Raw genomic sequence first — 24,625 nt, forward strand, 5'->3', positions numbered from 1 at the left:
TATGACCGACACCGCCACGACCACCGAGGCAACCTCCGCGGGCACCGCTGCCCCCGCGGCCCCCGCCACCCCAGCCACCCCCGCCGAGAAGGCGCCCCGCGGCGAGGTCGTCACCCGCGCCCTCGTGCAGGACGTCGCCCTCGCCGGCGACGCGGGCACGCTGGCCCTCATCACGCTCGACAACGGCTTCGACCACACGAAGCCCAACACCTTCGGCCCCGAGGGCATCGCCGGGCTGCAGGCCGCTGTCGGCTCCCTGCGCCAGCGTGCAGAAGCGGGCGAGATCCAGGCCGTCGGCATCACCGGCAAGCCGTTCATCTTCGCCGTCGGCGCCGACCTCTCCGGCGTCCCCACGGTGAGCAGTCGCGAGCAGGCCCTCGAGATCGCCCGAGCCGGGCACGCGGCCTTCGCGGCGATCATGGACCTGCCCGTCCCCACGTTCGCGTTCGTCAACGGCGCGGCCATGGGTGGCGGCGTCGAGGTCGCACTCGCTTGCGACTACCGCACGATCAGCGCCGGCGTGACCGCCATCGCCCTGCCCGAGACCTTCCTCGGGCTCGTGCCCGGCTGGGGTGGCTGCTACCTGCTCCCGAACCTCGTCGGCCCGGCGAACGCGCTCAAGGTCATCATCGAGAACCCGATGAACACCAACCGGATGCTCTCCGGACCGGCCGCCGCCAAGCTCGGCCTGGGTGACGTCCTCCTCGAGCCCGCAGACTTCCTCGAGGAGTCGATCGCGTGGGCTGGCAAGGTCGTCAGCGGGCAGGTCACTGTCGAGCGCCCCGACGTCTCGCGCGACGAGGCCGAGTGGGCGGCTGCGGTCAAGGCCGCCAAGGGCCTCGTGCTCGCCAAGACCGCTGGTCGCTCCCCCGGCCCGCTGCGCGCCCTCGCCCTCGTCGAGGCCGCCCGGACGGCGACCCGCGACGAGGCCTTCGCCGCGGAGGATGAAGCCCTGGCCGACCTGCTCATGTCCGACGAGCTCCGCGCCGGTCTGTACTCGTTCGACCTCGTGCAGAAGCGCGCCAAGCGCCCCGCCGGCGCACCCGACAAGGCGCTGGCCCGCAAGGTCACCAAGGTCGGCGTCGTCGGCGCCGGCCTCATGGCCAGCCAGCTCGCCCTGCTCTTCGCCCGCAACCTCAAGGTGCCGGTCGTCATGACCGACCTCGACGAGGAGCGGGTCGCCAAGGGCGTGGCCTGGGTCCACGGCGAGATCGCGAAGTCGCTCGAGGCCGGCAAGATCGGCCGCGACCGCGCCAACCACCTCACCGGGCTCGTCACCGGCTCGACGTCCAAGGACGGGTTCGCCGACGCCGACCTCGTCATCGAGGCGGTCTTCGAGGAGATGTCGGTCAAGAAGCAGGTGTGGGCCGAGGTGGAGGCCGTCGTCTCGCCCGAGTGCGTCCTCGCCTCCAACACGAGCTCGCTGTCGATCACCGAGATGGCCGCGGACCTCCAGCACCCGGAGCGGGTCGTGGGGCTGCACTTCTTCAACCCGGTCGCCGTCATGCCGCTGCTCGAGATCATCCCCGGCGAGCAAACCGACGACGCCGCGCTCGCCACCGCGTTTGCCACCGGCAAGGGCCTCAAGAAGACGACGATCCTCGTCAAGGACTCGGCGTCGTTCATCGTCAACCGCCTGCTGGGCCGCTTCATGGGCGAGTTCAGCCGGATCGTCGACGAGGGCACGCCCGTCCCCGTCGCCGAGAAGGCCGTGGCCGGCCTCGCGCCGATGCCGCCGTTCGTCCTGCTCGGGCTCGTCGGCCCCGCGATCGCGCTGCACAACAGCGAGACGCTCCACCGGGCGTTCGGTGACCGGTTCCACGTCTCGCCCAACCTCAGGAAGATCGTCGAGCTGGGCAAGCCCGGCTACTACCAGCTCGTGGACGGCCGCCCGGTCGTCGACCCGGAGGTCGAGGCGGCCCACATCGCCCCGGAGAACCCGGTCCAGCTCGATGCCGCCCAGGTCCGCGAGCGGGTGCTGTCCGTGCTCGCCGAGGAGGTCGGGCTCATGCTCCGGGAGGGCGTGGCCCAGGCACCGATGGACATCGACCTGGCTCTCATCACCGGGGCCGGCTTCCAGTTCTGGAACGGCGGGCTCACCCCGCTCCTCGACCGCGAGGGCATCTCCGAGAAGATGCTCGGTCAGCGCCTCCTGCCGCCCGGCGTGGCGAGCGTCCCGGCCTGATCCGCGCCCGGTGGGCGGACGGCATACCTGATCTGCAGGTATGCCGTCCGCCCACCTTGGCCACGCGCTCAGGCTTGCGTTATCTCATATCTGACATACGCTGGAACGCATGACTGAGTCCAGCTACCTCACTCGAATCGGGACCCTCATCAGGGACGCCCGGCGCCACCAGGGCCTGACCCAGCACGAGCTCGCCGACAAGCTCGGCACGAGCCAGAGCGCTGTCGCCCGCATCGAACAGGGACGCCAGAACCTCAGCCTCGAGATGCTCGCCCGCGTCGGCGAGACCCTCGGCAGCGAGTTCGTCTCCCTCGGCCACAGCGGCCCCCAGCACCTGCGGATCGTCGGCGGCGCCAAGCTGTCCGGCTCCATCCCCGTCAAGACGAGCAAGAACGCCGCCGTCGGCCTGCTCTGCGCCGCCCTGCTCAACAAGGGCCGCACGACCCTGCGCAACCTCGCCCGCATCGAGGAGGTCAACCGGATCATCGAGGTCCTCACCTCGATGGGCGTCAAGGTGCGCTGGCTCGAGGGCACGAGCGACCTCGAGATCATCCCCCCGGCGACGCTCGACCTCGCCTCCATCGACATCGCCGCCGCTCGCCGCACGCGCACCGTGATCATGTTCCTCGGCCCGCTGCTCCACCAGTTCGACACGTTCTCGCTGCCCTACGCCGGTGGTTGCGACCTCGGCACCCGCACGGTCGAGCCGCACCTCACCGCGCTGCACTCGTTCGGGCTCGACGTCACGGCCACGCACGGCTTCTACGAGGCCAAGGTCGACCGGACCACCCGCCCGGAGAAGGCCATCGTCCTCACCGAGCGTGGGGACACCGTCACCGAGAACGCGCTCTTCGCCGCGGCCCTCAACCCGGGCACGACCGTGATCCGCAACGCGTCGTCGAACTACATGGTCCAGGACGTCTGCTTCTTCCTCCAGAAGCTCGGCGTCGACATCCAGGGCGTCGGCACGACGACCCTCACCGTCACGGGTGTCGAGTCGATCGACATGGACGTCGACTACTCCCCCAGCGAGGACCCGATCGAGGCGATGAGCCTCATCGCCGCCGCCGTGGTCACCGAGTCCTCGATCACCATCGAGCGCGCCCCGATCGAGTTCCTCGAGATCGAGCTCGCGACCCTCGAGGGCATGGGCCTGCAGTACGAGATGTCGGACGAGTACCTCGCCAAGAACGGCCACACCCGCCTGGCCGACATCACGATCCTGCCCAGCAAGCTCACGGCCCCGATCGACAAGATCGCGCCGATGCCGTTCCCCGGCCTCAACATCGACAACCTGCCGTTCTTCGCGCTCATCGCGGCCTGCGCCGAGGGCACGACGATGATCCACGACTGGGTCTACGAGAACCGCGCGATCTACCTCACCGAGCTCACCAAGGTCGGTGCCCAGGTCCAGCTGCTCGACCCCCACCGCGTCATGATCACCGGCCGCACCGCCAAGTGGCGTCCCGCCGAGGTCATGTGCCCCCCGGCGCTGCGTCCCGGCGTCGTCGTGCTGCTCGCGATGCTCGCCGCCAACGGCACCTCGGTGCTGCGCAACGTCTACGTCATCAACCGGGGCTACGAGGACCTCGCCGAGCGCCTCAATGCCCTCGGCGCGACCATCGAGATCTTCCGCGACATCTGATCTTGACGACCGACTGGGACGATCTGCGCCGCTGGCCCGACGTCGAGGCCGCGAACCTCCAGGCGTGGGACGCCACCGACCGGCTCCTCCTCGACGAGGCCGGGTCACTGCCCACAGGCCCCGACGACGTCGTCGTCATCGGCGACCGGCACGGTGCCTTGACCCTGGGGGCACTGGCGTCCGGTGCGTCCCGTGTGCGGGTGCACCAGGACGGCGTCCTCGGTGAACGCGCGCTCGTGGCGAACGCCGAGCGTCGTGGTCTCGGCCGCGACGGAGACCGTATGCCGTTCAGGCACCACCCCCTCGACGCCTCCCTCGTCGAGGGGGCGCGAGTCGTCCTGCTCCAGCTCCCGCGGTCGCTGGACGAGCTCGACGAGGTCGCCCAGCTCGTCGCCGCCCACGCGCACCCAGAGGTCCGGCTCATCGCGGGCGGTCGGGTCAAGCACATGTCGCGGACGATGAACGACGTTCTCGCACAGTCGTTCCACGAGGTTCACGCCAGTCTCGCGCGGCAGAAGTCACGCGTCCTGCACGCCTCGGGTCCACGTCCGAACGTCACCCTCTCGTGGCCGCAGTCGCAGCGCCACGACGACCTCGGCCTCACGGTCGTCGCCCACGGCGGCGTGTTCGCCGGCAACGGGATCGACATCGGGACCCGGCTGCTCCTCGACCACATCCCGTCGATGCGTGCTGCCGAGCGCGCCGTCGACCTGGCCTGTGGCAGCGGTGTGGTGGCCGCCGCACTCGCCCTGGCTCGACCGGACCTCGCGGTCCTCGCCACGGACCAGTCGGCCGCCGCGGTCGCGTCGACCCGGGCAACGGCCGCTGCCAACGGCGTCGGCGACCGCGTCGAGGTCGTCCGCGCCGACGGCCTCGAGACGGTCGAGACCGGGTCAGCGCAGCTCGTCGTCCTCAACCCGCCGTTCCACGTCGGCGCCGCCGTCCACACCGGCCTGGCCGAGCGCCTCTTCGACGACGCCGCCCGCGCCCTCGAGCCGGGCGGCGAGCTCTGGTGCGTCTGGAACACCGCCCTGAACTACAGGCCGTACCTCGACAAGGTCATCGGCTCGACCAAGCAGGTCCAGCGCACGACCAAGTTCACCCTGACCTCCTCCCGCCGCCGCGCCTGAGCGACGACCGAGGCGACCGGCGGAGGAGCCTGCATGTGTCTGTTCGCCGCTGGCTGGGTCTGGCGGGAGCGCGGAGTGCGCGCAGCGCGCGACGTGCGGATGGGACTGCGGCGAACAGATACGTGCGGGCGACGATGTGCGGCGAATCGACGCGTGCCGGCTCGTGCGCGAGTGCTCGGCCACCGCGGCTCGCTCAGTGCGCGGTCCAACCACCGTCCATGGTGAACGAGCTGCCCGAGATCGAGTCCGACGACGGACCGCAGAGGAACGCCACGAGGTCCGCCACCTCGGCGGGCTCGATGAGTCGCTTGACGGCGACCGGTGTGAGCATGACCTCCGCGAGAACCTCGGACTCGGGTATGCCGTGCGTCTGCGCCTGTGCGCTGATCTGCTTCTCGACCAGTGGGGTGCGGACGTAGGCCGGGTTGACGCAGTTGCTCGTGACGCCCTTGTCGCCCGCTTCCAGGGCGACGACCTTGCTCAGGCCCTCGAGGCCGTGCTTGGCCGAGACGTAGGCGGACTTGAACGGGCTCGCGCGCAGGCCGTGCACGGACGAGATGTTGACCACTCGACCCCAGCCCGCGGCATACATGTGGGGAAGGCACGCGCGCACGAGCCGGAACGGCGAGAGCAGCATGATCCGGTGGATCCGCTCGAACTCCTCGACGGGGAACTCGTGCACCGGTGCGACGTGCTGGATGCCGGCGTTGTTGACGAGGACGTCGACGTCGCTCGGGAGCCCGCGGTGGGCGTCGAGGTCGGAGAGGTCGACGACCCAGGGAGTGACGAGGTCGCCGCCGACGCGCGCGACGAGCTTGTCGAGCGCGTCACCGTCGATGTCGACGGCGTGGACCCTGGCGCCGGAGGCGGCGATCCGCTCGACGACGGCGGCGCCGATCCCGCTGCCGGCCCCGGTGACGAGGGCGCTCCGGCCGTCAAGCATCGCGGCGCCCGGCCCTGGGCCCACCGCGGGTGCGGACGCGGGCGACGAGGTCGGCCACCGTGCCCCAGATGCCCTTGCGGAAGAGCAGGACGATGAGCACGAAGATCGTGCCGGTGATGATGCCGATGCCGTTGAACCCCGACGACGCGAGCTGGTCCTCGAGGAGGACGACGACCGCGGCGCCGAGCGGGCCACCCCACAGGGTGCCGATGCCGCCGAGGACGGTGATGAGCACGACCTTGCCGGAGGTGGTCCAGACGAGCTCCTGCAGCGAGGCGAACCCGTGGCTCACCGAGAAGACGCCGCCAGCCAGTCCGGCGATCCCTGCGGAGATGACGAACACCATGATCTTGTAGCGCTCGACGTCGTAGCCCAGGGCCCGGGCGCGGGCGGGGTTGTCACGGATCGCGAGCAGCACCCGACCGAACGGCGAGGACACCGTGCGCCAGGCCGCGAAGGCACCGAGCAGGATGAGCGGCAGTGCGGCGTAGTAGAAGTAGAACGGGTCGGTCTCGACCAGCTCGACCCCGAAGAACGCCTTGGGGATGCCCTGGAGCCCGTTCTCACCGCCGGTGAGGTCGCGCGCCTGGTTGGCGATGAAGTAGATCATCTGGGCGAAAGCCAGTGTCACCATCGCGAAGTAGATGCCGGTCCGGCGCACCGCGAGGTAGCCCGTCGGCACGGCGAGCAGCATCGCGACGAGCGCGCCACCGAGGACGGCCACCGGGAACGGCAGGCCGCTGCGGATCGCGATGAGACCGGTGACGTAGGCCGACGTGCCCCAGAAGGCAGCGTGACCGAAGCTGAGCAGCCCGGTGAAGCCGAGCAGCAGGTCGATCGAGATGGCGAACAGGCCCCACGCGAGGATGTCCATCGCCACGGGCGGGTAGATGTACCAGGGCAGTGCGAGCACGACGAGCAGGGCCAGGAGGAGCAGCCCCGCGCGCAGGAACGGGTTGATCTTGCGGTCCGGCGCGGACGACGCCGCCGTCTCGACGCGCGTGGTCTCGGTCAGCTGGGCGCTCATGAGGCCTCCTCGCGGCCGAAGAGTCCCGCCGGGCGGACGAGGACGACCGCTGCCATGAGGACGAAGATGAGGACCTGCGCGTAGGACGGTGCGTAGGCCTGGCCGTACGCCTCGACGAGCCCGACGAGGAACCCGGCGACGACTGCGCCGAGGATCGAGCCGAGCCCGCCGATGACGACGACGGCGAACAGGATGATGATGAAGTTGCTGCCCATGTCGGCGGTGATGGCGCGGAACGGAGCCGCGAGGACTCCCGCCACACCCGCGAGGGCGATGCCGAAGCCGAACACCGGCGTGACCCAGCGCCCCACGTTGATGCCGAGGGCACGGGTGCGCTCGGCGTTCTCGGTGGCGGCGCGCACGATCATGCCGATGCGCGTCTTCGTGAGCAGCATCCACACGGCGAGGCAGAGCACCACCGAGAAGAACGCCGCGAACAGCTGGTAGCTCGACAGGCTCAACCCGCCCACCGTCACCCGCCCCTCGAGTCCGGCCGGGAGCTGGTACGGCAACCCGGAGACGCCGTAGCGGCGCTTGACCAGGTCGACGATGAGCACCGTGAGACCGAACGTGAGGAGGAAGTTGTAGAGCGGGTCGAGCCCGAGGAGCCACCGGACGAGCAGCCTCTCGACGAGGATCCCGAAGAGGAACAGCAGGATCGGCACGATGACGAGCGCACCCCAGAACGGCACGTCGAGCACGTCGAGGAGCACGGCCGAACCGACGGCGCCGAGCATGTACATGGCGCCGTGGCTGAAGTTGACCACCCCCATGACGCCGAAGATGACGGCCAGCCCCAGGGCGGCGAGGGCGTAGAACCCGCCCGTCGCCAGACCCTGCAGCGTGTACTGGATGAATGCGCTCATCGCCTACCTCTGATGACCTCTGAGAATCGTGTGGAGTGGGTTCGTCACATCGAGCAGCCGGACTCGGCGACCGGCTTGAAGGCCTCAGCAGCAGGGATGGTGGCGACGATCTTCTCGTAGTCCCACTCCTCCTTGACCTCGGACTCCGGCTTGACCTCGGCGAGGTAGGCGTCGTGGATGACGCGGTGGTCCTCGGCGCGGACCTCACCGTTGCGCAGGAAGAAGTCGTTGATCTTCTTGCCCTCGAGCTTGGCCACGACGTCGTCACCGGTGTCGGAGCCGGCCTCCTGGACGGCCTCGAGGTAGTTGTAGGCCGCGGAGTAGTTCGCGGCGTGCGCGAACGACGGGCGGGTCTTCGTCTTGGCCTGGAACTTGTCGGCCCAGTCGCGGTTCTGCTTGTCGAAGTTCCAGTACCAGGCCTCGGTGAAGGTCACGCCCTTGAACTGCTCGGCGCCGAGGCTGTGGATGTCGGTGATGAACATCAGGCCCACGGCGAGCTTGATCTGGTCGGAGATGCCGGCCTGGTTGTACTGCTTGACGAAGTTGATGAGGTCACCACCGGCGTGCATGGTGCCGATGACGTTGGGGTTGTCGGCAGCGGCCTTGGTGATGTACGTCGCGAAGTTGTCGTTCGGGAACGGCGTCGGGACCTTCTGCCCGATGGACCCACCGGCGCCCGTGATCTGACCCTCGAACGACTTCGTCATGTCCTGGCCGAAGGCGTAGTCGGGGTAGACGACGTTCCACTTCTTGCCGCCGTCCTTGGTGAGCGTGCCACCCGTGCCCTTGGCGAGCATGTACGTGTCGTAGGCCCAGTGGAAGGTGTACTTGTTGCACTGCGCGCCGGTGAGGGCGGTCGTGCCGGCACCGATGTTGATGTAGACCTTCTTCTTCGTCTTCGCCTGCGTGGCAACGGCCAGGGCCGCCGACGAGGTCGGGACGTCGAGGATGATGTCGGCCTTCTGGCGGTCGTACAGCTCCTGCGCCTTGGTGTTGGCGATGTCGGGCTTGTTCTGGTGGTCGGCGGTGACGACCTCGATGTTCTTGCTCACGGCGTCGTCGCCGTGCTTGGCCTTCCAGTCCTCGACGGCCATCTTGACGGCCTCGACGGAGTTGGGGCCCGAGAGGTCCTTGTAGACGCCGGACTGGTCGTTGAGGACGGCGAGGACGATCTTGTCGTCGCTGATCTTGCCGCTCGCCGTGGACGGACCGCCGCCGGCGCTGCCGCAGGCGGTGAGCAGGAGACCTGAGCCGGCCACCATGGCCGCGAGGGTGGTCATTCTGGTGTTTCGCATGTTCCCCTCCTGGGGTGTTGTATGCCGTGCCCGGCGGTCTGATGGTGGTGCGGTTGTCGTGTGGTCCCGTGCGTTGCGGGTGCAGTGCAGGGAGGCAGCGCGTGCTGCGCGGTGGCGCCGGTCGGGGCGCCTCGGCTACATGCCGAGGTGCTGGAGCAGCTCCTTGGTGCGGAGGCGGAACTCCTCGTTGGGGAGGCTCTCGACGATCTCCCCCTGGGCGAGCAGGTTGTGGCGGTCGGCCACGGTGCCTGCGAAGCTGACGTTCTGCTCGACGAGCAGGACCGCGACGCCCTGGCTCTTGATGTCGCGGATGATGTCGCCGATCTTGTTGACGATGACGGGGGCGAGGCCCTCGCTCGGCTCGTCGAGCAGCAGCAGTCGTGAGCCCGCGCGCAACGGCCGGGCCATCGCGAGCATCTGCTGCTCTCCACCGGAGAGCTTGGTCCCCGGGAAGTCACGGCGTTCGCGCAGCACCGGGAACTGGTCGTAGATCCGGTCCAGGCTCCACGCCGCGGTCTTGTCGACCACCGGCGGCAGGCTGAGGTTCTCGGCGACGGTGAGGGTCGCGTAGATGCCGCGGTCGTCCGGCACCCACCCGAGCCCGGCCCGGGCGCGCTTGTCGGCCGACTTGCCGTCGACCGATACGCCGTCGAACGTCACGGAGCCTCGCACGGACTTGTGCAGGCCCATGATCGAGCGCAGGAGCGTCGTCTTGCCGGCGCCGTTGCGCCCGACGAGGGTGACGACCTCGCCCGGGGAGACGTCGAGCGAGACGTCGCGCAGCGCCTGCGCCTCGCCGTGGAACGCGGAGAGGTTCTCGACCTTGAGCAGCGGGGTGGTCGTGGTCGCGTGCTCAGCCATGGTCGCCTCCTGCGTCGCCGAGGTATGCCGTGATGACACGTTCGTCGTTCCTCACGTCGTCGTAGGTCCCCTGCGCGAGCACCTCGCCGGACTGGAGCACGGTCACCTCGTCGGCGAGCGACCCCACGACGTGCATGTTGTGGTCGACGAAGACGACGGTGCGGCCCTCCGACGCCTTCTTGACCAAGGCGATCGTGCGGTCGACGTCCTCCATGCCCATGCCGGCCGTCGGCTCGTCCAGCAGCAGCAGGGCGGGGTCGTTGGCCAGGGCGAGCGAGATCTCGAGGGCGCGTTTCTGCCCGTAGGCGAGCGAGCCGGCGTGGACGCCACTTCGGTCGGCGAGGCCGACCTCGTCGAGGAGCTCCATGCCGCGCGCCTTGAAGCGATTGAGCTGCTTGCGGGAGGACCAGAAGCGGTAGCCGAGGCCGGTCGGTGAGGCCAGTGCCAGCTCGAGGTGCTCGAGCAGCGTCATCTGCTCGAAGAGGCTCGTGATCTGGAAGGACCTGGCGACGCCCAAGTGCGCGATCTGCTCGGGCTGCTTGCCGGCGATGTCCTGTCCGCGCAGCAGGATCTGCCCGGAGGTCGGCGAGAGGAAGCCGGTGAGCAGGTTGAACAGGGTGGTCTTGCCGGCACCGTTGGGCCCGACCAGGGCGTGGATCGTGCCCTCGGCGACGTCGAGGTCGACGGAGTTCACGGCGGTGAAGCCGCGGAAGTCCTTGGTCAGTGCGACCGTCTTGAGCATGGTCGTCCCGGACGAGGTCGCGGACGTCGCCGTCGTGGACGGGGACGTCGATGCGCTTGGACTCACCAGCACCTCCTTGTGCTCCGCGCAGCAGGGGTTCTGCAGGCGGTGAGGCATCACCCTAGGGGGGACACTCGTCGGCCCTCATGGTGTCCCCCACCACTGTCTGGTCAACCTCATGGCGCGACGACCCATGCGTGCTGGGTCACGGGCACCTAGGATCGGCGACATGCACGACGACGTGGATGCAGGGACGCGCCTGCTCGAGCTCCTGGCCTCAGGGGCCTCGGCCGCCGACCTCGCGGCCCTCGACGTCGACCCGCACGCGCGCGACCTCGCCCTGCGCATCGCCGGGGCCTTCGACGTCCAGCGTCGCCGCGAGCAGCAGCTCGCCGCCCTCGTCGACACGGCCGGCGAGCTGGCCTCGATGAGCGACCCGTCGGTCGTCCTCGACGCGATCGTCCGCCGGGCCCGGGCGCTCATGGGCACGGACGTCGCCTACCTCACGCTCTACGATCCCGAGAACGAGGACACCTACATGCGGGCGACCGCAGGGTCGGTGTCGGCGCAGTTCCAAGTCGTCCGCCTTGACTTCGGCGCCGGGCTCGGTGGCCTCGTGGCGCAGTCGCGCAAGCCCTACTGGACCGCGGACTACTTCGACGACGCCCGGTTCAAGCACACCAGGGCCATCGACGGTGCCGTCGGTGACGAGGGGCTCGTCGCCATCTGTGGCACCCCGCTCATCGTCAAGGACGAGTTCGTCGGAGTGCTCTTCGCGTCCAACCGCACCCCGCGACCCTTCACGCACGACGAGGTGGCCCTGCTCGGCTCGCTCGCCGCGCTCGCCGCCGTGACGATCGTGCAGGTGCGGGCCGTCGAGGAGTCATCGCGCACGCTCGCCGCGCTCTCCGAGGCCACCGAGAGCGTGGGCCGGTATGCCGCCGGCATCGAGCGAGCTGCGGCGGCTCACGACCGCTTCGCGGAGATCGTCCTCGAGGGTGGTGGGGTCGACGATCTCACCGAGTCCCTGACCCAGCTGCTCGGTGGGTGGGCCCTGCTCCTCGACGACGACGGCGTGCCCCGCAGCGTCGCCGGCTGGACGCCGCCCACCGGGGACGCCCTGCACACGCTCGCCACCGACGTCGTGGAGCGTGCCGACGGGGTCCGTCTGTCCAGGCTCGACGGTGACGTCTGGGCCATCGGGATCACGGCGACCGGCGAGCCGATCGGCTACCTCGTCATCGGAGACGTGTCGACCATGGACGACTCGGACGAGCGCACGGTCGAGCGCGCGGCCGTCGTCACGGCGCTGGTCCTTCTCGGTGAACGCAACCGCGCGGAGGCCCGTCAGCAGCAGCGCACCGACCTCGTCGCGGCGCTCGTGAGCGGCCACGGTGACGTCGGCGTCCTCGTCCCGGCCGCTCGCTCGGTCGGTCTCAACCTCCGCGAGCCGACCTGCCTCCTCGCCGTCAGACGCGACGACGGCGGCTCCGCGCGTTCGCTGGTCCTCGCGGTCAACGCCACACTCGGCGGTCAGTCCCTCGTCGGCGAGGTCGACGGCCACGTCGTCACCCTGGTGCCGGGTGTCGAACCCGGTTCTCTCGCAGCGGACCTGGCCACCCGGCTGTCCCGCAGCCACTCGGTCACCGTCGGCGCGGCTGGGCCGGTGGACGAGTCCAGCGGCGCGCTGCTCCCGGACCTCTGCGCCGCCCACACCGAGGCGGTCCGGACGGCCGAGGCGCTCGTCGCGCTCGGCCGCCGCGGCGACGGCGCGTCCGCGGCAGAGCTGGGCTTCGCGGGACTCATCGTGGGCACGCGGCCGGAGGTCACGGCATACGTCGACTCGGTCCTCGGCTCGCTCGTCGAGTACGACGACGCGAGGGGCACCGACCTCGTGGGGACGCTCGAGGCCTACTTCCTCGCCGGGTCGAGCCCGCGGCACGCCGCCACGAGCCTGCACGTCCACACCAACACCGTCGCCCAACGCCTCGAGCGGATCACCCGCCTCGTGGGAGACGGGTGGCAGTCACCGGAGCGGGCGCTGGAGCTCCAGCTCGCCCTCCGGCTGCGGCACCTCGTCGCCAGCGCCCACTGACGCGCCGCGGCCGCTGGTCACCTGCGAGGCTGTGCGCGTGCTCACCCCCAACGACGTCGCCAAGTGCGAGCAGTGGTTCGACGACCACGGACTGCCCTACTTCGTCCATGCCGGGAGCGCGTCGATCCGCCGCGCCTTCGCCGCGAGGGTGGTGGTCCTCTGGATCGGCATCGCCCTGGCCGTAGGTCTGGCAGCGGGCGCCCTGGCCAGGGCGGCGGACGTCTCTTGGCCGAACTCCCTGTCGCTCGCCGTGGTCGTCGGTGTCGCCGTCGTGGTGCTCCGCGGCGCCCGGGTGCTGCGTGTCCCGCTCATCGCGCGGTGGGCGCTCTCGCATGCCTGGGACGCCCGCTCACTTCTCGTACCCCTCGCGACCCGGGCGCTGCCGTTCCTCCTGCTGTTCATCACCTTCCTCTTCATCAACACCGAGGTGTGGCAGGTCGCCTCGTCGCTCAGCCGGCGGCTTCTCTGGTCGAGCGTTGCCGTGTTCGTGGTGCTGGCCGTGGCCTTCCTGGCGCCGTCGTTCGAGAAGGAGATCAGCCGCCTCGGCGACGAGGTCGAGGGGGATCGCCTGGTGTCCTCCTGCGCCGGGACCCCGGTGGCGTCCGCGGCGCGCGAGATCCTCGACGAGCCCCATCTGGCCCGAGAGGTCGCCGGCATCCGGCTGCGCGGGCTCGAGCGCAACAACCTGCTGCTCATGCTCTTCATCACCCAGGCCATCCAGGTGGTCGGTCTGGCGCTCGTCGTCTTCACGTTCTTCGTGGTGTTCGGGTCGATCGCGATCCGCCCGGAGGTCATCGAGTCGTGGGTGGGGCACCCCCCGACGTACGAGACCGGCGGCCTGCACCTCGTGAGCAACGAGCTGTTCTCGGTCGCCGTGTTCCTGTCGGCGTTCGCCGGGCTGTACTTCACCGTGCAGGCCGTCATCGACCAGAACTATCGGCGTGAGTTCTTCTCGCGGATCGAGGACGACCTCCAGCGCGCCATCGGCGTCCGGAAGGTCTACGTGGCCCTGCGAGCCCACTTGCGCGACCGGCCCTGACTCAGGTGTCTGCCGCCAGCTGACGGTCGACCGCGTCCGCGAGGCGGGCGATGGCCGATGCCTCGAGGATGATCGAGTAGTGGTTCGAGCCCGGGACGGCCGTGCTGCGCAGCGCCGCGGGCAGGCCCAGAGCGCGCAGACGGGCCTCGTCGTAGAGGCTCTGCGGCTCGTCCATGAGGCCCCGCTCCGCCCAGAGGAGCTCGGTGTCGACCCCCGCCTCGACCGCACGCCGGGTGGCCGAGAGGGTGTCGGGGTCCGCGAGGACGTCGCGTCCGTCGGCGCGCACCGCGTCGAGGACGCAGCTCGACCTCCAGCCGCCGGGTCCCTCGACGAGGTCGTGGTCCAGGTAGCGGCGCAGCCACAGTCCTTCGGGGCCCGCCAGCAGCGGGCCGACCGCGGGGTGGCGCCGCCAGAAGCCGAGGTGGTCGTGCGGTGAGTCGAACTCCATGGACAGGCGCGTCATCGCGGGCCCGATGACCGCCGCGAGCGCCTTGTCGACGTCGCGGTCGGAGGGCACCGGGAAGCCGAGTCCCCCGTCGACGAGGACGAGCCCGCGGTAGCGGTCGGGGTCCTTCGCGGCGGCGGAGGCGGCAACGAACGCGCCCATCGAGTGCCCGACGAGGACCGGGTGCCCGCCGAAGGCCGAGGCGATGGCCAGCGTGTCTGCGGCATGGACCGCGATGCCCCACGGGCCGGGGACGTTGCGGCTCGCCGCTCTCCCCCGCAGGTCCGGCGCGACCACGCGGATGCCACCGACGCCGTGTCGCCGGACGAGCTCGTCGGCGAGAGCCTGCCAGGCGAGGCCGTTGGCCGTGATCCCGTGGAGCGCGAGGACGACGGGCACGTCGGCGCGCGCTGCGCCCGGGGTGAGGTCGTGCACCGCCAGGGTGCCCGTGTCCACCTCCACGGTGAAGGCCGGGTCGACTCTCACGGACGCACCTCACCTCCGGGCCGCTGGGTGCCGCCCCCGGCGAGCACCGTATGCCGCCCGCTCATCTCTGCGCATGGGTTCCGGACCCACTTCCAGTCGCGTCCTGTGTGCCGGCGACGGAAGCACCAACTCGCGTCCCACGAGCCGGCACGGGCCGGGCCCTGGCGCACCAGAGCGTGCGATACCGAGATTCGACGATTCTCGGGACGCGGTGAGTGTCCGGCGCTAGCGTGACTTCCCGTACCGCTGTGCCACAGGTACCGCCGTACCGCCGAACGCCGCAAGGCCGACGTCTGATGCCCTGCACATGGGCCGCCACTCGCCGACCCACTCGCGCCGCATCGTGGGCGCACGTCCGCCATGGCCCTCCGTGCCGTGTGCGTCCCGGGCCCTCCACCGTCGGCCCGGGTGTGTGTGGGAGCGCAGAGGGAGCCCTGAACATGGCCAGTCGTCGTGTGCCGTCGTCCGACCCCGACCACCAGGCGAAGGGGATTCGCCGGTCCCGACGACCGCAAAGGCGTCGGACTGCGTTCGCGGTCGTGCTGGCCGCGCTGCTCGCGACCACCACGGCACTGCCCCTGGCCACTGCAGCTGGCCCCGGGGGCGGCCAGTTCGAGGCGACCCTGCCGGGCATCGCGCCCACGACGCCCCAGGAGATCGGTGAGGGCACGACGACGGACCTGCTCTACGCCGACGTCACCGAGGGCCTTGCCATGATGAACCCGCCGGAGGCGAACCCGAGCGGCACCGCGGAGCTGGAGTACCCGCTCCACATCCCGAAGGGACGCGGCTTCAGCCCCGAAGTGACTCTGGGCTACTCGTCCGAGGGTGGGTCGACGTGGGCCGGGCTCGGCTGGGACGTCGGCGCCCCCGAGGTCGCCGTCGACACCTCGTTCGGCACCCCCCGCTTCTGCGACGGATCCGCAAAGAGTCCCGCCTGTGGGAACGTCGAGAGCGAGTCGTACACCCTCGACGGCGACCCGCTCGTACCGAACGCGGTCAGGGCCGTCCTCGAGCCGCGCGTCGCCGACCGTCAGGACTTCACCCGCAAGGTCGAGACCAGCTTCGAGCAGGTCATCCGCCACGGCGACAAGCCGTCGAACTACTGGTGGGAGGTCCGCGACAAGCAGGGCAACATCCGCTACTACGGCGGGACGCCCGACAGCGGTGGTCCCCTCGGCGAGGCCGGGACCCTGGTCGGCATCGACGACCGCACCCGTGACGCCAAGGGCATCCTCACCGACGCGGCCGGCAACGGCGTGCGGTGGTTCCTCACCGCGAAGCGCGACATCGGCGTCAACATGCACCGCTACGTCTACGACACGGTCGAGTACAAGCGCGACACCACGGCCGCAACGGGTTGGGCGCCGCTCGCCGCGGGCGTGAGCTGCCCCGCGGGACAGGTCTGCCCGAAGCACGTCTACCTCAGCAAGATCCTGTACACCGCGGCGAACACGGTCAGCGGCGAGCCCGAGGACCCGGCGTACGAGATCCGTTTCGTCCGCTCGCCCGGCACGCGGACCGATGCCGTCCTGGACGGACGTGGAGGTGTGCTCGACCTCGACCAGGACCTCCTCGACCACGTCGACGTCGTCGACCGGGCGAGCAACAAGGTCGTCACGCGCTACCTGCTCGGCTACGACGCAGACCCGCACTTCGGCAAGAACCGGCTCCGGTCGGTCAGCCAGATCGGCTGCAACGGACTGGCGGCCTGCCCGGCGAACGGACTCAAGCACACCTTCAGCTACTTCGACGACATCGCCGCCGCCGGAAGCGGATTCGACACAGCAGCGACCTGGGAGACCGGGACCAACCCGAGCCCGGCCGGTGGCACCGCCGGCTACATCACCGAGAAGCTCAGTGGTCTGGGTGCTTCCGTGACGAACGCCGGCGACGGACGCATCTACGTCGGCTTCAACCCCGCCAGCCCGTCGAAGACGGGTTCGGTCGGTGGCTCGTTCGCGATGAACGGCGCCACCAACGAGTCCGTCATCGAGTTCATGGACCTCAACGGCGACTCCCTGCCCGACAAGGTCTATCGCAACGGCGTCAGCTTCACCGGCGGCAACGGTGCCATCAAGTACCAGCTCAACACGAGCACGCCGTCCGACGTCGGCACCGCGAACCTGACCTTCGGCGCGACCCACACCCTGGGCGGGTTCTCCGAGATGCCGGTCCAGCGCTCGATCGGCGTCCAGGGTGGCATCGAGGCCTACTTCGGCGTCTACGGCGTCTTCAACGTGGGCGGCCAGTGGAGCTGGGTCGACAGCTACTTCACCGACGCCAACGGCGACGGTCTGCCCGACCTCGTGCGCGGCACCGAGGTGCTCTTCAACCACCTCGTGTGCGCCCCCGGAGCGACGGGAGTCGAGGCCTGCCAACCGACGTTCAGCTCATCCGACGCGCTCACCCGCGTCCCGCTCTCGCCCCAGTCCGTGCCGGTGAGCGACCCCGACTTCGAAGCGATGGTCGACCGCCTGCGCGATGCCGTTCCGCCCATCGACACCGTGCGGCGCTGGACCGCCCCGTTCAGCGGCACCGTCACCATCGATGCGCAAGCGGTCCTGGGTGCCACAGGCGATGCAGCCGGAGGCTCGGTGCGGGTCGCGATCCAGAAGGGCGCCGCCGAGCTCGATGACTCCCTGCTCTCGTCGGGCACACCGTCCTGGGCTCCGGCCACGCGGACCGAGACCGTGACGAAGGGCGAGGCGATCTACTTCCGTGCGGGCTCGCGCCCCAAGGGCAACGGCGACACCGTGACGTGGGAGGCCACGATCGCGTATGCCGGTGGGTCTGCTCCCGATGCCAACGGCCTCAACCAGCGGGCGTACTCCCTCGACGACGACTTCACCCTGGCTGGTCGCCCCGGCCTCCTCACGTCGATCGGTGAGGGCGGGACGATGCACTACAGCGTCGAGATCGACAAGACCGCCGCGACCACCGACGACCTGCGACCCTCGGTGGTCCGCCGCGCCGGCGCCAACGGCGTCCAGTCGAATGCAGCCATCACCGTCACACCGACGACGCCGACCGGCACCATCGACACGCCACGCGTCAAGACCATCACTCAGACCGGCGGTCAGTGGTGCGTCGAGGACGAGAGCACCGACTTCGGCTGCTTCTCCTCCGAGGATCTGGCCAAGGCCCGGGTCGCCACGATCGGTGAGGACGAGGTCGGACGCTTCCGCATCACGGCGGACCCGACCTTCGCTGGGCCGGTCGTCGACTCGAACGGCGTCCCGACCGCGTTTGACTCGGTGCGCGCCGGCATCGCGGTCGACAGCCCGATCGACGTCACGACGATCCGGTTCGTCACGACGGCAACCCTCTGCACCCTCACCAGCGGCGCCTGTGACACGACCAAGGCGATCTACACCCCACACCCTGACATCGACATCTACCCCCAGAACACCCTCGGCTCCCCCGCCTCGGCCTGGGACTCGAACCAGGGTCGCACCGTCACCCCGAAGGTCACGGGCACCCGGGACGGGGACAACCCCGGCGGTGTCGCCGTCGTCACCGCGAAGACGTCGAGTGGGCTCGTCTACAAGAGTTCGTTCACGGTTCCGAGCGGTGCAGGCTCGATCGACGCCTCTCTCCCGGAGCTCACGCTCGTCAACGGCACGGACTACTGGTTCGACGTCACGATGCGTGATGCCGGTCTGTCTGCTCACGTCAGCGGGCTCGACCTCACGATGACGTGGACCGAGGCCTCCGTGGCCAAGTCCGAGGACGTCCCCCAGACGGTCAACTGGGCCGGTCCCCAGGGCTACTTCCCCATCGCCCACCGCGGCTGGGCTGCGGCCGGCTACACCTCGACGGGGACCCGCGCCACGAGCGCGATCGCCGAGGGTGACTTCGACACGACCGCGGGAGGCGACCCCTACGACGACAAGGCAGCGGCCTGTCAGGACCTCTTCGGCGGCGCCTGCCCGACCGACACGTCGGTCAACAACGAGGGCTTCGGCGACTACGACCCGGGTTCGGGCGGTCCTCCCGAGTTCGACGTGGACAAGGCCACGGAGAGCGTCCCGAACGCATTCGCGTACCGGCCCGTCGTCGAACCCTCGACCCTCGCCATGACGTGGGAGGGTCCGAAGGCGGAGATCTTCGCCGGCGAGGACGGCAGGACCGGTTCGGCTCGCTTCGGCGAGGACCTGCCCATCTCGACCCCAGGGACCCCCGGCACGACCCGGGCACCCAACCTCCTCGGAGAGACCGGCCCGATCTTCATGCTCATGGCCGGCATCGGCCCGCTGGGGGGCAGCTTTGCCGCCGGGTGGAGCCGCAGCCTCGTCGACTACATGGACATGAACGGTGACGGCTATCCCGACACCGTCCGTCCCGACTCGATCACCTACACGAACCCGCGCGGCACGCAGGAGTGCGGCCCGGCCTCGGCCCGCGTCTCCTGCAGCGGCGGCGGTGTCTCGGTCGTGGACTCGGCCACGACCCTCGCGGTCTCCGGCGGCTTCGGAGGCGCCCCGATCGGCATCTCCGGCAACAGCAAGGGCACCACGAACTCGACCAAGGGTGGCTCGGCCACCAAGGGCGGCAGTGCCTCCGAGACGTCGTACGGTGCCAACATCGGTGGCTCCATCGGCGGCGGCGCGAGCTTCACGAACCCCACGTCGCAGAACGAGCACCAGGACGACGACGCGCTGACCCAGGTCCCGCGCGACGAGACCATCCCGGTCCAGGAGACCATCGCCGACATCAACGGCGACGGGCTGCCCGACCGGATCACCGTGGACGACGACGAGATCCGGGTCCGCCTCAACCTCGGCCACTCGTTCACGCCGCAGTTCAGGTGGACCGTCAGCTCCTTCAGCTCGACGAACTCCTACAGCGGCTCCATCGGCGCCAGCCTCGGCTTCAACGTCGACAACGGCGGCTTTGCCGGCGGCATCGCGAAGAACTCCAACGTCGACCTGCCCAACGTGTCGTGGGAGGACGTCAACGGTGACGGACTGCTCGACGCGCTCTACAGCAAGGACGGCAACGTCAAGGTCGCCTTCAGCAACGGCACCGGCCTCACCGACCAGGCGCCCTACGGCACCCATCAGAACTCGGCGTTCAAGATCCTCGGGATCTTCGACCTCGAGGGCAAGCCGCAGATCCGCCAGGACAGCTCGGAGAGCCTCGGTGGAGGCGCCGACGTCACGATCGGTATCCCCCTCTGCCTCGTCGCCTGCTACCTCATCCTCAACCCGGGCGGGCACTACGAGAACAGCATGACCTCGTCCGACGTGGACCTCACGGACGTCAACGGTGACGGCTACGCGGACAGCGTGTCGCGGGTCAAGGACTCGAGCCAGATCAAGGTGGCCCTCAACACCCAGGGCCGCACCAACCTGCTCAAGTCCGTGACCACGCCTCTCGGCGGAACCGTGGCGCTCGACTACCACCGAGACGGCAACACGACGTCGCACCCGGACAGCCAGTGGCTGCTCGATGACGTCACCGTCGACTCGACCCGCGGCGCCGACGGCATCGCCCAGCGGCACAGCACGATCGCGTACGGCGACACCGCTCAGGACTTCATCCAGCGGACCGACCTGGGCTACGACAAGGTCACCGTGACGGAGAGCTACACGAAGTACGACCACAGCGCGAACGTCAACTCCCCCGCAACCTCGACCAAGCTGCACTCGATCGTTCACGAGTACCGCAACGACTCGGTCTTCGAGTCGGGGCTCGAGTTCCAGACCACCGTCTACGACGGAACCGAGGCCGCCGGCACCATCGCGCAGCGCACCCGGACGACGTGGGCGCTCATGGACCTCGACAAGAACGCCGCGAGTGGTGGCGGCTACGGGCCGCTCGACCTCGGTGGACTCACCGTCGACCAGCGTCTCGCGCTGCGGGCCACGCCCCAGGTCTCGAAGGTGGAACAGGACTGGTACACGGGCGGAACCCTGCGCCAGACGACCGTCATGTCCTACGCCTACGACCGGCTGGGCAACCCGACGACGATTCTCGACTCCGGCCTGCCCGGGACGACGACCGACGACGCGACCGCCACCATCGAGTACGGCAACTGCGAGACGAGCACCAGCGACGACATGAACGACTTCTTCGGCTGCGGTGCGACCGTCAAGGAGACCCCGACGAACGTGTCGCCGTACTGGTCGGCCACGAACTGCCAGACCTGGGACAGCCAGCCCGTCGGCGTGAGCGTCAGGGCCCCCGACGGAACGGTCCTGCGCTCGCGCGCCGGCCACACCGCCTACTGCGACAACAACTCGGTGACGGTGCAGCGCGAGCTTCTCGCCCCTGCCACCGGCGGTTCGCCGGCGCAGTACGCCGAGACCCGCCTGCTCTATGACCAGTGGGGCAGCTACAACCGGATCGTCATGCCGCCCGATGCGGACGGAAACAGGTATGCCGTGCGGTACGTCTATGACGACGCGAACCATGCCAACGTCTCCACCGTCACCGACTACGAGCTCCAGGGCTCGGGTGACCCCGAGGGAACCTCCCCGACCGACACGACCCGGATCTTCATGGAGGAGGACGTCGACCCGACCGGCAACGCCGTCGGACTCACGTCGACGGCGGCCTTCGACGCACCGACCGGGCGCGTCAAGACCCGCACCGACGCCAACGGCAACGTCGTCACCCACTCCTACGACGCCTACAGCCGGGTGAAGACGATCACCTCGGCCGACGGCGGTGTCGCGACCTTCGCGTACCACCCCGACGATCCGAACTACCCGTACGCGACCGTCACCCACACCGACGAGTTCAACACGGGCACGACGATCGACACGGCGACCTACGCCGATGGCTCCGGGCGGGTCACCGGACGCAAGCGCGACGCGCTCGTCCACGACCCCGCGAGCGGCGTCACCGGTCCCGGCTTCGCCGCGGAGGGTGGCTCCGACGTCGACGGCCTCGGCCGCACCGTCCACCAGTGGAAGCCGTTCCTCCAGACCGGCGCCACACTCGCGGCCTACACCGTGGACACGTCGAACCCCGGTTATGACAAGGCGACGATCACCACGTTCGACGCCCTCGACCGGGTCATCATGGAACGGCTCTCGAACGGCGCGACGACGCGAACGGCATACGCCCACGAAGTCCTGGGCACCACCGGAACCGTCGCCACGGTCGATACGACCGACCCACAGGGGCGGCACACGAAGTCGTGGGTCGACGCGCATGACAACGTTCTGAAGAGTGAGGACAAGACGGTCGCAGGCGTGGCGCTCTCCACGACCTACGTCTACGACCGTCTGGGACAGCTGCTCAGTGTGCAGTCACCGGGCAACCTCGCGACGACGCACGTCTACGACCTGCTCGGCCGCAGGACGTCGACGACAACGCCGGACGGCGGACTCGTGAACTGGAACTACGACCTGGCCGGCAACAAGACCGGGGAACAGAGTCCGGTTCTGCGCGAGGAGGGCAACGTCCGCACCGTGTTCGGCTTCGACTTCGGTCTGCTGACGTCGATCACCTATCCCGACGAGGCCCCGGTGAAGCTGGAGTACGGCGGCTACCTCGGTCATCCCACCACCGGCAACGCCGCCGGACGGATGGTCCACGTCGAGGACAAGGCACGCACCCAGAGCTTCGAGTACGACGTCAACGGACGCCTGTCCAAGGACGTCACGACGATGACTGGACCGCACCCCAACACCGGCCCGTTCACGACGACGTACGACAACGACTGGCTGGGCCGGCTCGCGAGCGTCTCCCTCCCCGAGGGTGAGGTGGTCCGCAACGACTACGAATCCGGTGGGCGGCTGACTCAGGTCACCGGCACGCGGGACTGCAGCGAGCTCGGCTCACTCACCAACGCGGTCGACGCCACGACGACTCTCATCACCGTGACCGAGTTCCCGCACGCCGACCCTGCATCGAGCTGGGCACCCACGCTGCCGTTCACCATCACCCTCGACAAGGAGCAGTTGCGCGTCACTGCCCGCACCCCCGGGACGGTCGCCGGAACGTTCGACTACACCGTCGAACGGGGCATCAACGGCACGATCCTGCTGCCGACCGCCGTGGCCCACGGGCCGGGGACACAGGTGAAGGCAGACGTTGCCGTGCCATGCCTCTACGACTACCTCGGCCAGCAGCGCTACGACGTGTATGGCCAGGTGTCGCAACGCAAGACCGGTGACGGGGTGGTCGAGACGACCTACCGCGACGAGGACACACGACGGCTGGACCGACGTCAGGCCCTCTCCCCGGACGGGTCGCGTGAGCTGATGGACCTCCGATACACGTACGACCTGGTCGGCAACGTGAAGTCGGCGCAGAACCACCTGCCCGACGATGTGTCATCGCTCTTCGGTGGCCCGACCATGCAGACCTACAACTACGACAACCGCTACCGACTGACGTCGGCCAACGGATCGTGGACCTACGCACCCAAGACGACGCGCAAGTACGCGTGGTCGGCGACGCTCGACGACACGACGAGCAAGGTGACCCGGATGACCCAGCGCGACTGGACGTTCGACACCGCTTGCACGACCAGGTGCAAGGAGGTCACCCAGGTCGCGACGACGTTCGACAAGACCGCCTACACGTACGACCCGGCCAAGCCCAACCAGGCGACGCGGATCTACGACTCGATCTCGAGGAAGGCGGACCTATTCGAATACGACTCCGACGGCGAGCAGACCAAGGTCACCAACCCGGACACCATCCGCGACATCACGTGGGACTGGGCCGGCAAGATGATCGAGATCGTCGACCACAACGCCAAGGGCACTGGCCGCAAGCAGACCGACTACGTCTACGACTGGGCCGGACAGCTGGCGACCGAGATCAAGGAGCAGGGTGTCACCTACTACGTCAACCCGTGGGTGACCGTCCGCAACGGCACGATGTCCACGAACATCTGGGCCGGCAACGACCGTCTCGCCGTGAAGATGGGTGGTGACAGCGTCTACGAGCCGAACGTCTACTACCCCCGCAAGGACCTCCAGGGCAGCTCGAACATCGTCACCAACCGCGAGGGCAAGGTGTTCCAGCACCAGGAGTACTTCCCGACCGGGCAGGTGTGGATCAAGGAGGACAGCACGATCTTCCGGACGCCGTGGCAGTTCGCCGGTGGCTACACCGATGAGGACCACGGGCTCGTGAACCTCGGGGACCGTTGGTACTCGCCGACCCAGGCGCGCTTCCTCACGGTCGACCCCATCCTCACGGATGATCCGCTCGCGCTCGTCGAGAACCCGGCCCTGACCACGTCCTACACGTACGCGCAGTCGAACCCGATGAGCTACGTGGACACCAACGGACGCCTGGGCAAACCGGCCAACCTCGACGCGGTCGACGTGCTCAGGACGATCCAGTCGCTCAAGCCCGATGGTGACCCGATCACCGCGGACCAGTCGACCAAGCTGTTGAGCTTCTTCGCCGACAACGCCGACAACGTGCGTGGCCGTCAGGCGCTGGGCTGGTTGAAGAACTACAACACCTACCAGCACCGACAGGCCAAGCTCTTCAACCGTCTCGACTCCAGGCCCGTGCTCGAGTTCGAGATCGAGGACGGCAAGCTCAAGCAGGTCAAGCTCGGCTTCGGCGTCGGCAAGCGGCTCAAGCTCATGGAGGACAAGGGTGCTGGAGCAACCCCGCAGGCGAGCAAGACCGTCGTGCAGGACCAGAAGAGCTCAGGCGGCTCCGGCGGGACGGGCGGAGGTGGTGGGAGTGGCGGCGATGCCAACGGCGTCGGCGGCACGGGCAAGGCGACGTCCCCCACGAGCACCGGTCCGGTCTCCGCGGGCGGCAGCTCGGACGCCGGTTCGGCCAGTCCCACCGGTGGCGCGGGCACGGGTACCGCGGTCACCCAGAAGTCCTCGCCGGCGGCCGTGCAGACCCAGAGCACGGAAGGCTGACGCACGCCG

At 69.3% G+C, this 24,625-nt stretch carries 13 protein-coding genes; 6 read left to right on the plus strand and 7 right to left on the minus strand.

Features of this window, described 5'->3' with window-relative positions; translation table 11 throughout:
* Position 1 precedes the first annotated feature (1 nt).
* From LL946_RS17855 to LL946_RS17865, 3 genes are all read left to right on the plus strand, one after another.
* On the plus strand, positions 2-2,185 hold the full coding sequence (locus LL946_RS17855) for a 3-hydroxyacyl-CoA dehydrogenase NAD-binding domain-containing protein (protein ID WP_404383094.1): 2,184 nt from the start codon (positions 2-4) through the stop codon (positions 2,183-2,185).
* Positions 2,186-2,294: 109 nt separating this feature from the next.
* Positions 2,295-3,830 (plus strand): helix-turn-helix domain-containing protein, encoded by a 1,536-nt coding sequence (locus LL946_RS17860; RefSeq protein ID WP_404383096.1) that lies wholly within the window; start codon positions 2,295-2,297, stop codon positions 3,828-3,830.
* A gap of 2 nt (positions 3,831-3,832) precedes the next feature.
* Positions 3,833-4,960, plus strand: coding sequence for a class I SAM-dependent methyltransferase (locus LL946_RS17865; RefSeq protein WP_404383098.1), 1,128 nt, complete (start codon positions 3,833-3,835; stop codon positions 4,958-4,960).
* 193 nt (positions 4,961-5,153) lie between these two features.
* On the opposite strand, the gene LL946_RS17870 is transcribed toward LL946_RS17865, so the two are convergent.
* The 6 genes from LL946_RS17870 to LL946_RS17895 form a co-directional block, all read right to left on the minus strand.
* Complete coding sequence (locus LL946_RS17870) at positions 5,154-5,903, minus strand: 3-hydroxybutyrate dehydrogenase (RefSeq protein WP_404383100.1); 750 nt, start codon at positions 5,901-5,903, stop codon at positions 5,154-5,156.
* Positions 5,896-6,930: a branched-chain amino acid ABC transporter permease gene (locus LL946_RS17875; RefSeq protein ID WP_404383102.1), complete on the minus strand. Its 1,035-nt coding sequence runs from the start codon at positions 6,928-6,930 to the stop codon at positions 5,896-5,898. Before LL946_RS17875 ends, LL946_RS17870 begins: the two co-directional genes overlap by 8 nt.
* Positions 6,927-7,796 (minus strand): branched-chain amino acid ABC transporter permease, encoded by an 870-nt coding sequence (locus LL946_RS17880; protein ID WP_404383104.1) that lies wholly within the window; start codon positions 7,794-7,796, stop codon positions 6,927-6,929. Before LL946_RS17880 ends, LL946_RS17875 begins: the two co-directional genes overlap by 4 nt.
* A gap of 44 nt (positions 7,797-7,840) precedes the next feature.
* Complete coding sequence (locus tag LL946_RS17885; protein ID WP_404383106.1) at positions 7,841-9,091, minus strand: ABC transporter substrate-binding protein; 1,251 nt, start codon at positions 9,089-9,091, stop codon at positions 7,841-7,843.
* 135 nt (positions 9,092-9,226) lie between these two features.
* Positions 9,227-9,952, minus strand: a complete 726-nt coding sequence (locus LL946_RS17890) for an ABC transporter ATP-binding protein (RefSeq protein ID WP_404383108.1) — start codon at positions 9,950-9,952, stop codon at positions 9,227-9,229.
* On the minus strand, positions 9,945-10,694 hold the full coding sequence (locus tag LL946_RS17895) for an ABC transporter ATP-binding protein (RefSeq protein WP_404386941.1): 750 nt from the start codon (positions 10,692-10,694) through the stop codon (positions 9,945-9,947). Before LL946_RS17895 ends, LL946_RS17890 begins: the two co-directional genes overlap by 8 nt.
* 229 nt (positions 10,695-10,923) lie before the next feature.
* Here LL946_RS17895 and LL946_RS17900 point away from each other — a divergent pair, with 229 nt between their 5' ends.
* Together LL946_RS17900 and LL946_RS17905 are read left to right on the plus strand one after the other, a co-directional pair.
* Positions 10,924-12,789 (plus strand): helix-turn-helix domain-containing protein, encoded by a 1,866-nt coding sequence (locus tag LL946_RS17900; RefSeq protein ID WP_404383110.1) that lies wholly within the window; start codon positions 10,924-10,926, stop codon positions 12,787-12,789.
* A gap of 37 nt (positions 12,790-12,826) precedes the next feature.
* Positions 12,827-13,828, plus strand: a complete 1,002-nt coding sequence (locus LL946_RS17905) for a hypothetical protein (protein ID WP_404383112.1) — start codon at positions 12,827-12,829, stop codon at positions 13,826-13,828.
* 1 nt (position 13,829) lies between these two features.
* Here LL946_RS17905 and LL946_RS17910 read toward each other — a convergent pair whose 3' ends face one another.
* A complete protein-coding gene (locus LL946_RS17910) occupies positions 13,830-14,759 on the minus strand; it encodes an alpha/beta fold hydrolase (RefSeq protein ID WP_404383114.1) in 930 nt (309 codons plus the stop codon).
* Between the two features lie 440 nt (positions 14,760-15,199).
* On the opposite strand from LL946_RS17910, the gene LL946_RS17915 reads away from it, so the two are divergent.
* Positions 15,200-24,616 (plus strand): RHS repeat-associated core domain-containing protein, encoded by a 9,417-nt coding sequence (locus LL946_RS17915; protein WP_404383116.1) that lies wholly within the window; start codon positions 15,200-15,202, stop codon positions 24,614-24,616.
* The last annotated feature ends 9 nt before the right edge of the window (positions 24,617-24,625 follow it).

Origin of the sequence: Knoellia locipacati (assembly GCF_044791685.1) — a bacterium.
Lineage (GTDB): Bacteria > Actinomycetota > Actinomycetes > Actinomycetales > Dermatophilaceae > Knoellia > Knoellia locipacati_A.

Coding starts and splice junctions, on each gene's coding strand:
- LL946_RS17885 (WP_404383106.1), bottom strand. CDS start 9,091: ATGCGAAACACCAGAATGACCACCCTCGCGGCCATGGTGGCCGGCTCA.
- LL946_RS17880 (WP_404383104.1), bottom strand. CDS start 7,796: ATGAGCGCATTCATCCAGTACACGCTGCAGGGTCTGGCGACGGGCGGG.
- LL946_RS17870 (WP_404383100.1), bottom strand. CDS start 5,903: ATGCTTGACGGCCGGAGCGCCCTCGTCACCGGGGCCGGCAGCGGGATC.
- LL946_RS17855 (WP_404383094.1), top strand. CDS start 2: ATGACCGACACCGCCACGACCACCGAGGCAACCTCCGCGGGCACCGCT.
- LL946_RS17895 (WP_404386941.1), bottom strand. CDS start 10,694: ATGCTCAAGACGGTCGCACTGACCAAGGACTTCCGCGGCTTCACCGCC.
- LL946_RS17860 (WP_404383096.1), top strand. CDS start 2,295: ATGACTGAGTCCAGCTACCTCACTCGAATCGGGACCCTCATCAGGGAC.
- LL946_RS17900 (WP_404383110.1), top strand. CDS start 10,924: ATGCACGACGACGTGGATGCAGGGACGCGCCTGCTCGAGCTCCTGGCC.
- LL946_RS17890 (WP_404383108.1), bottom strand. CDS start 9,952: ATGGCTGAGCACGCGACCACGACCACCCCGCTGCTCAAGGTCGAGAAC.
- LL946_RS17915 (WP_404383116.1), top strand. CDS start 15,200: ATGGCCAGTCGTCGTGTGCCGTCGTCCGACCCCGACCACCAGGCGAAG.
- LL946_RS17875 (WP_404383102.1), bottom strand. CDS start 6,930: ATGAGCGCCCAGCTGACCGAGACCACGCGCGTCGAGACGGCGGCGTCG.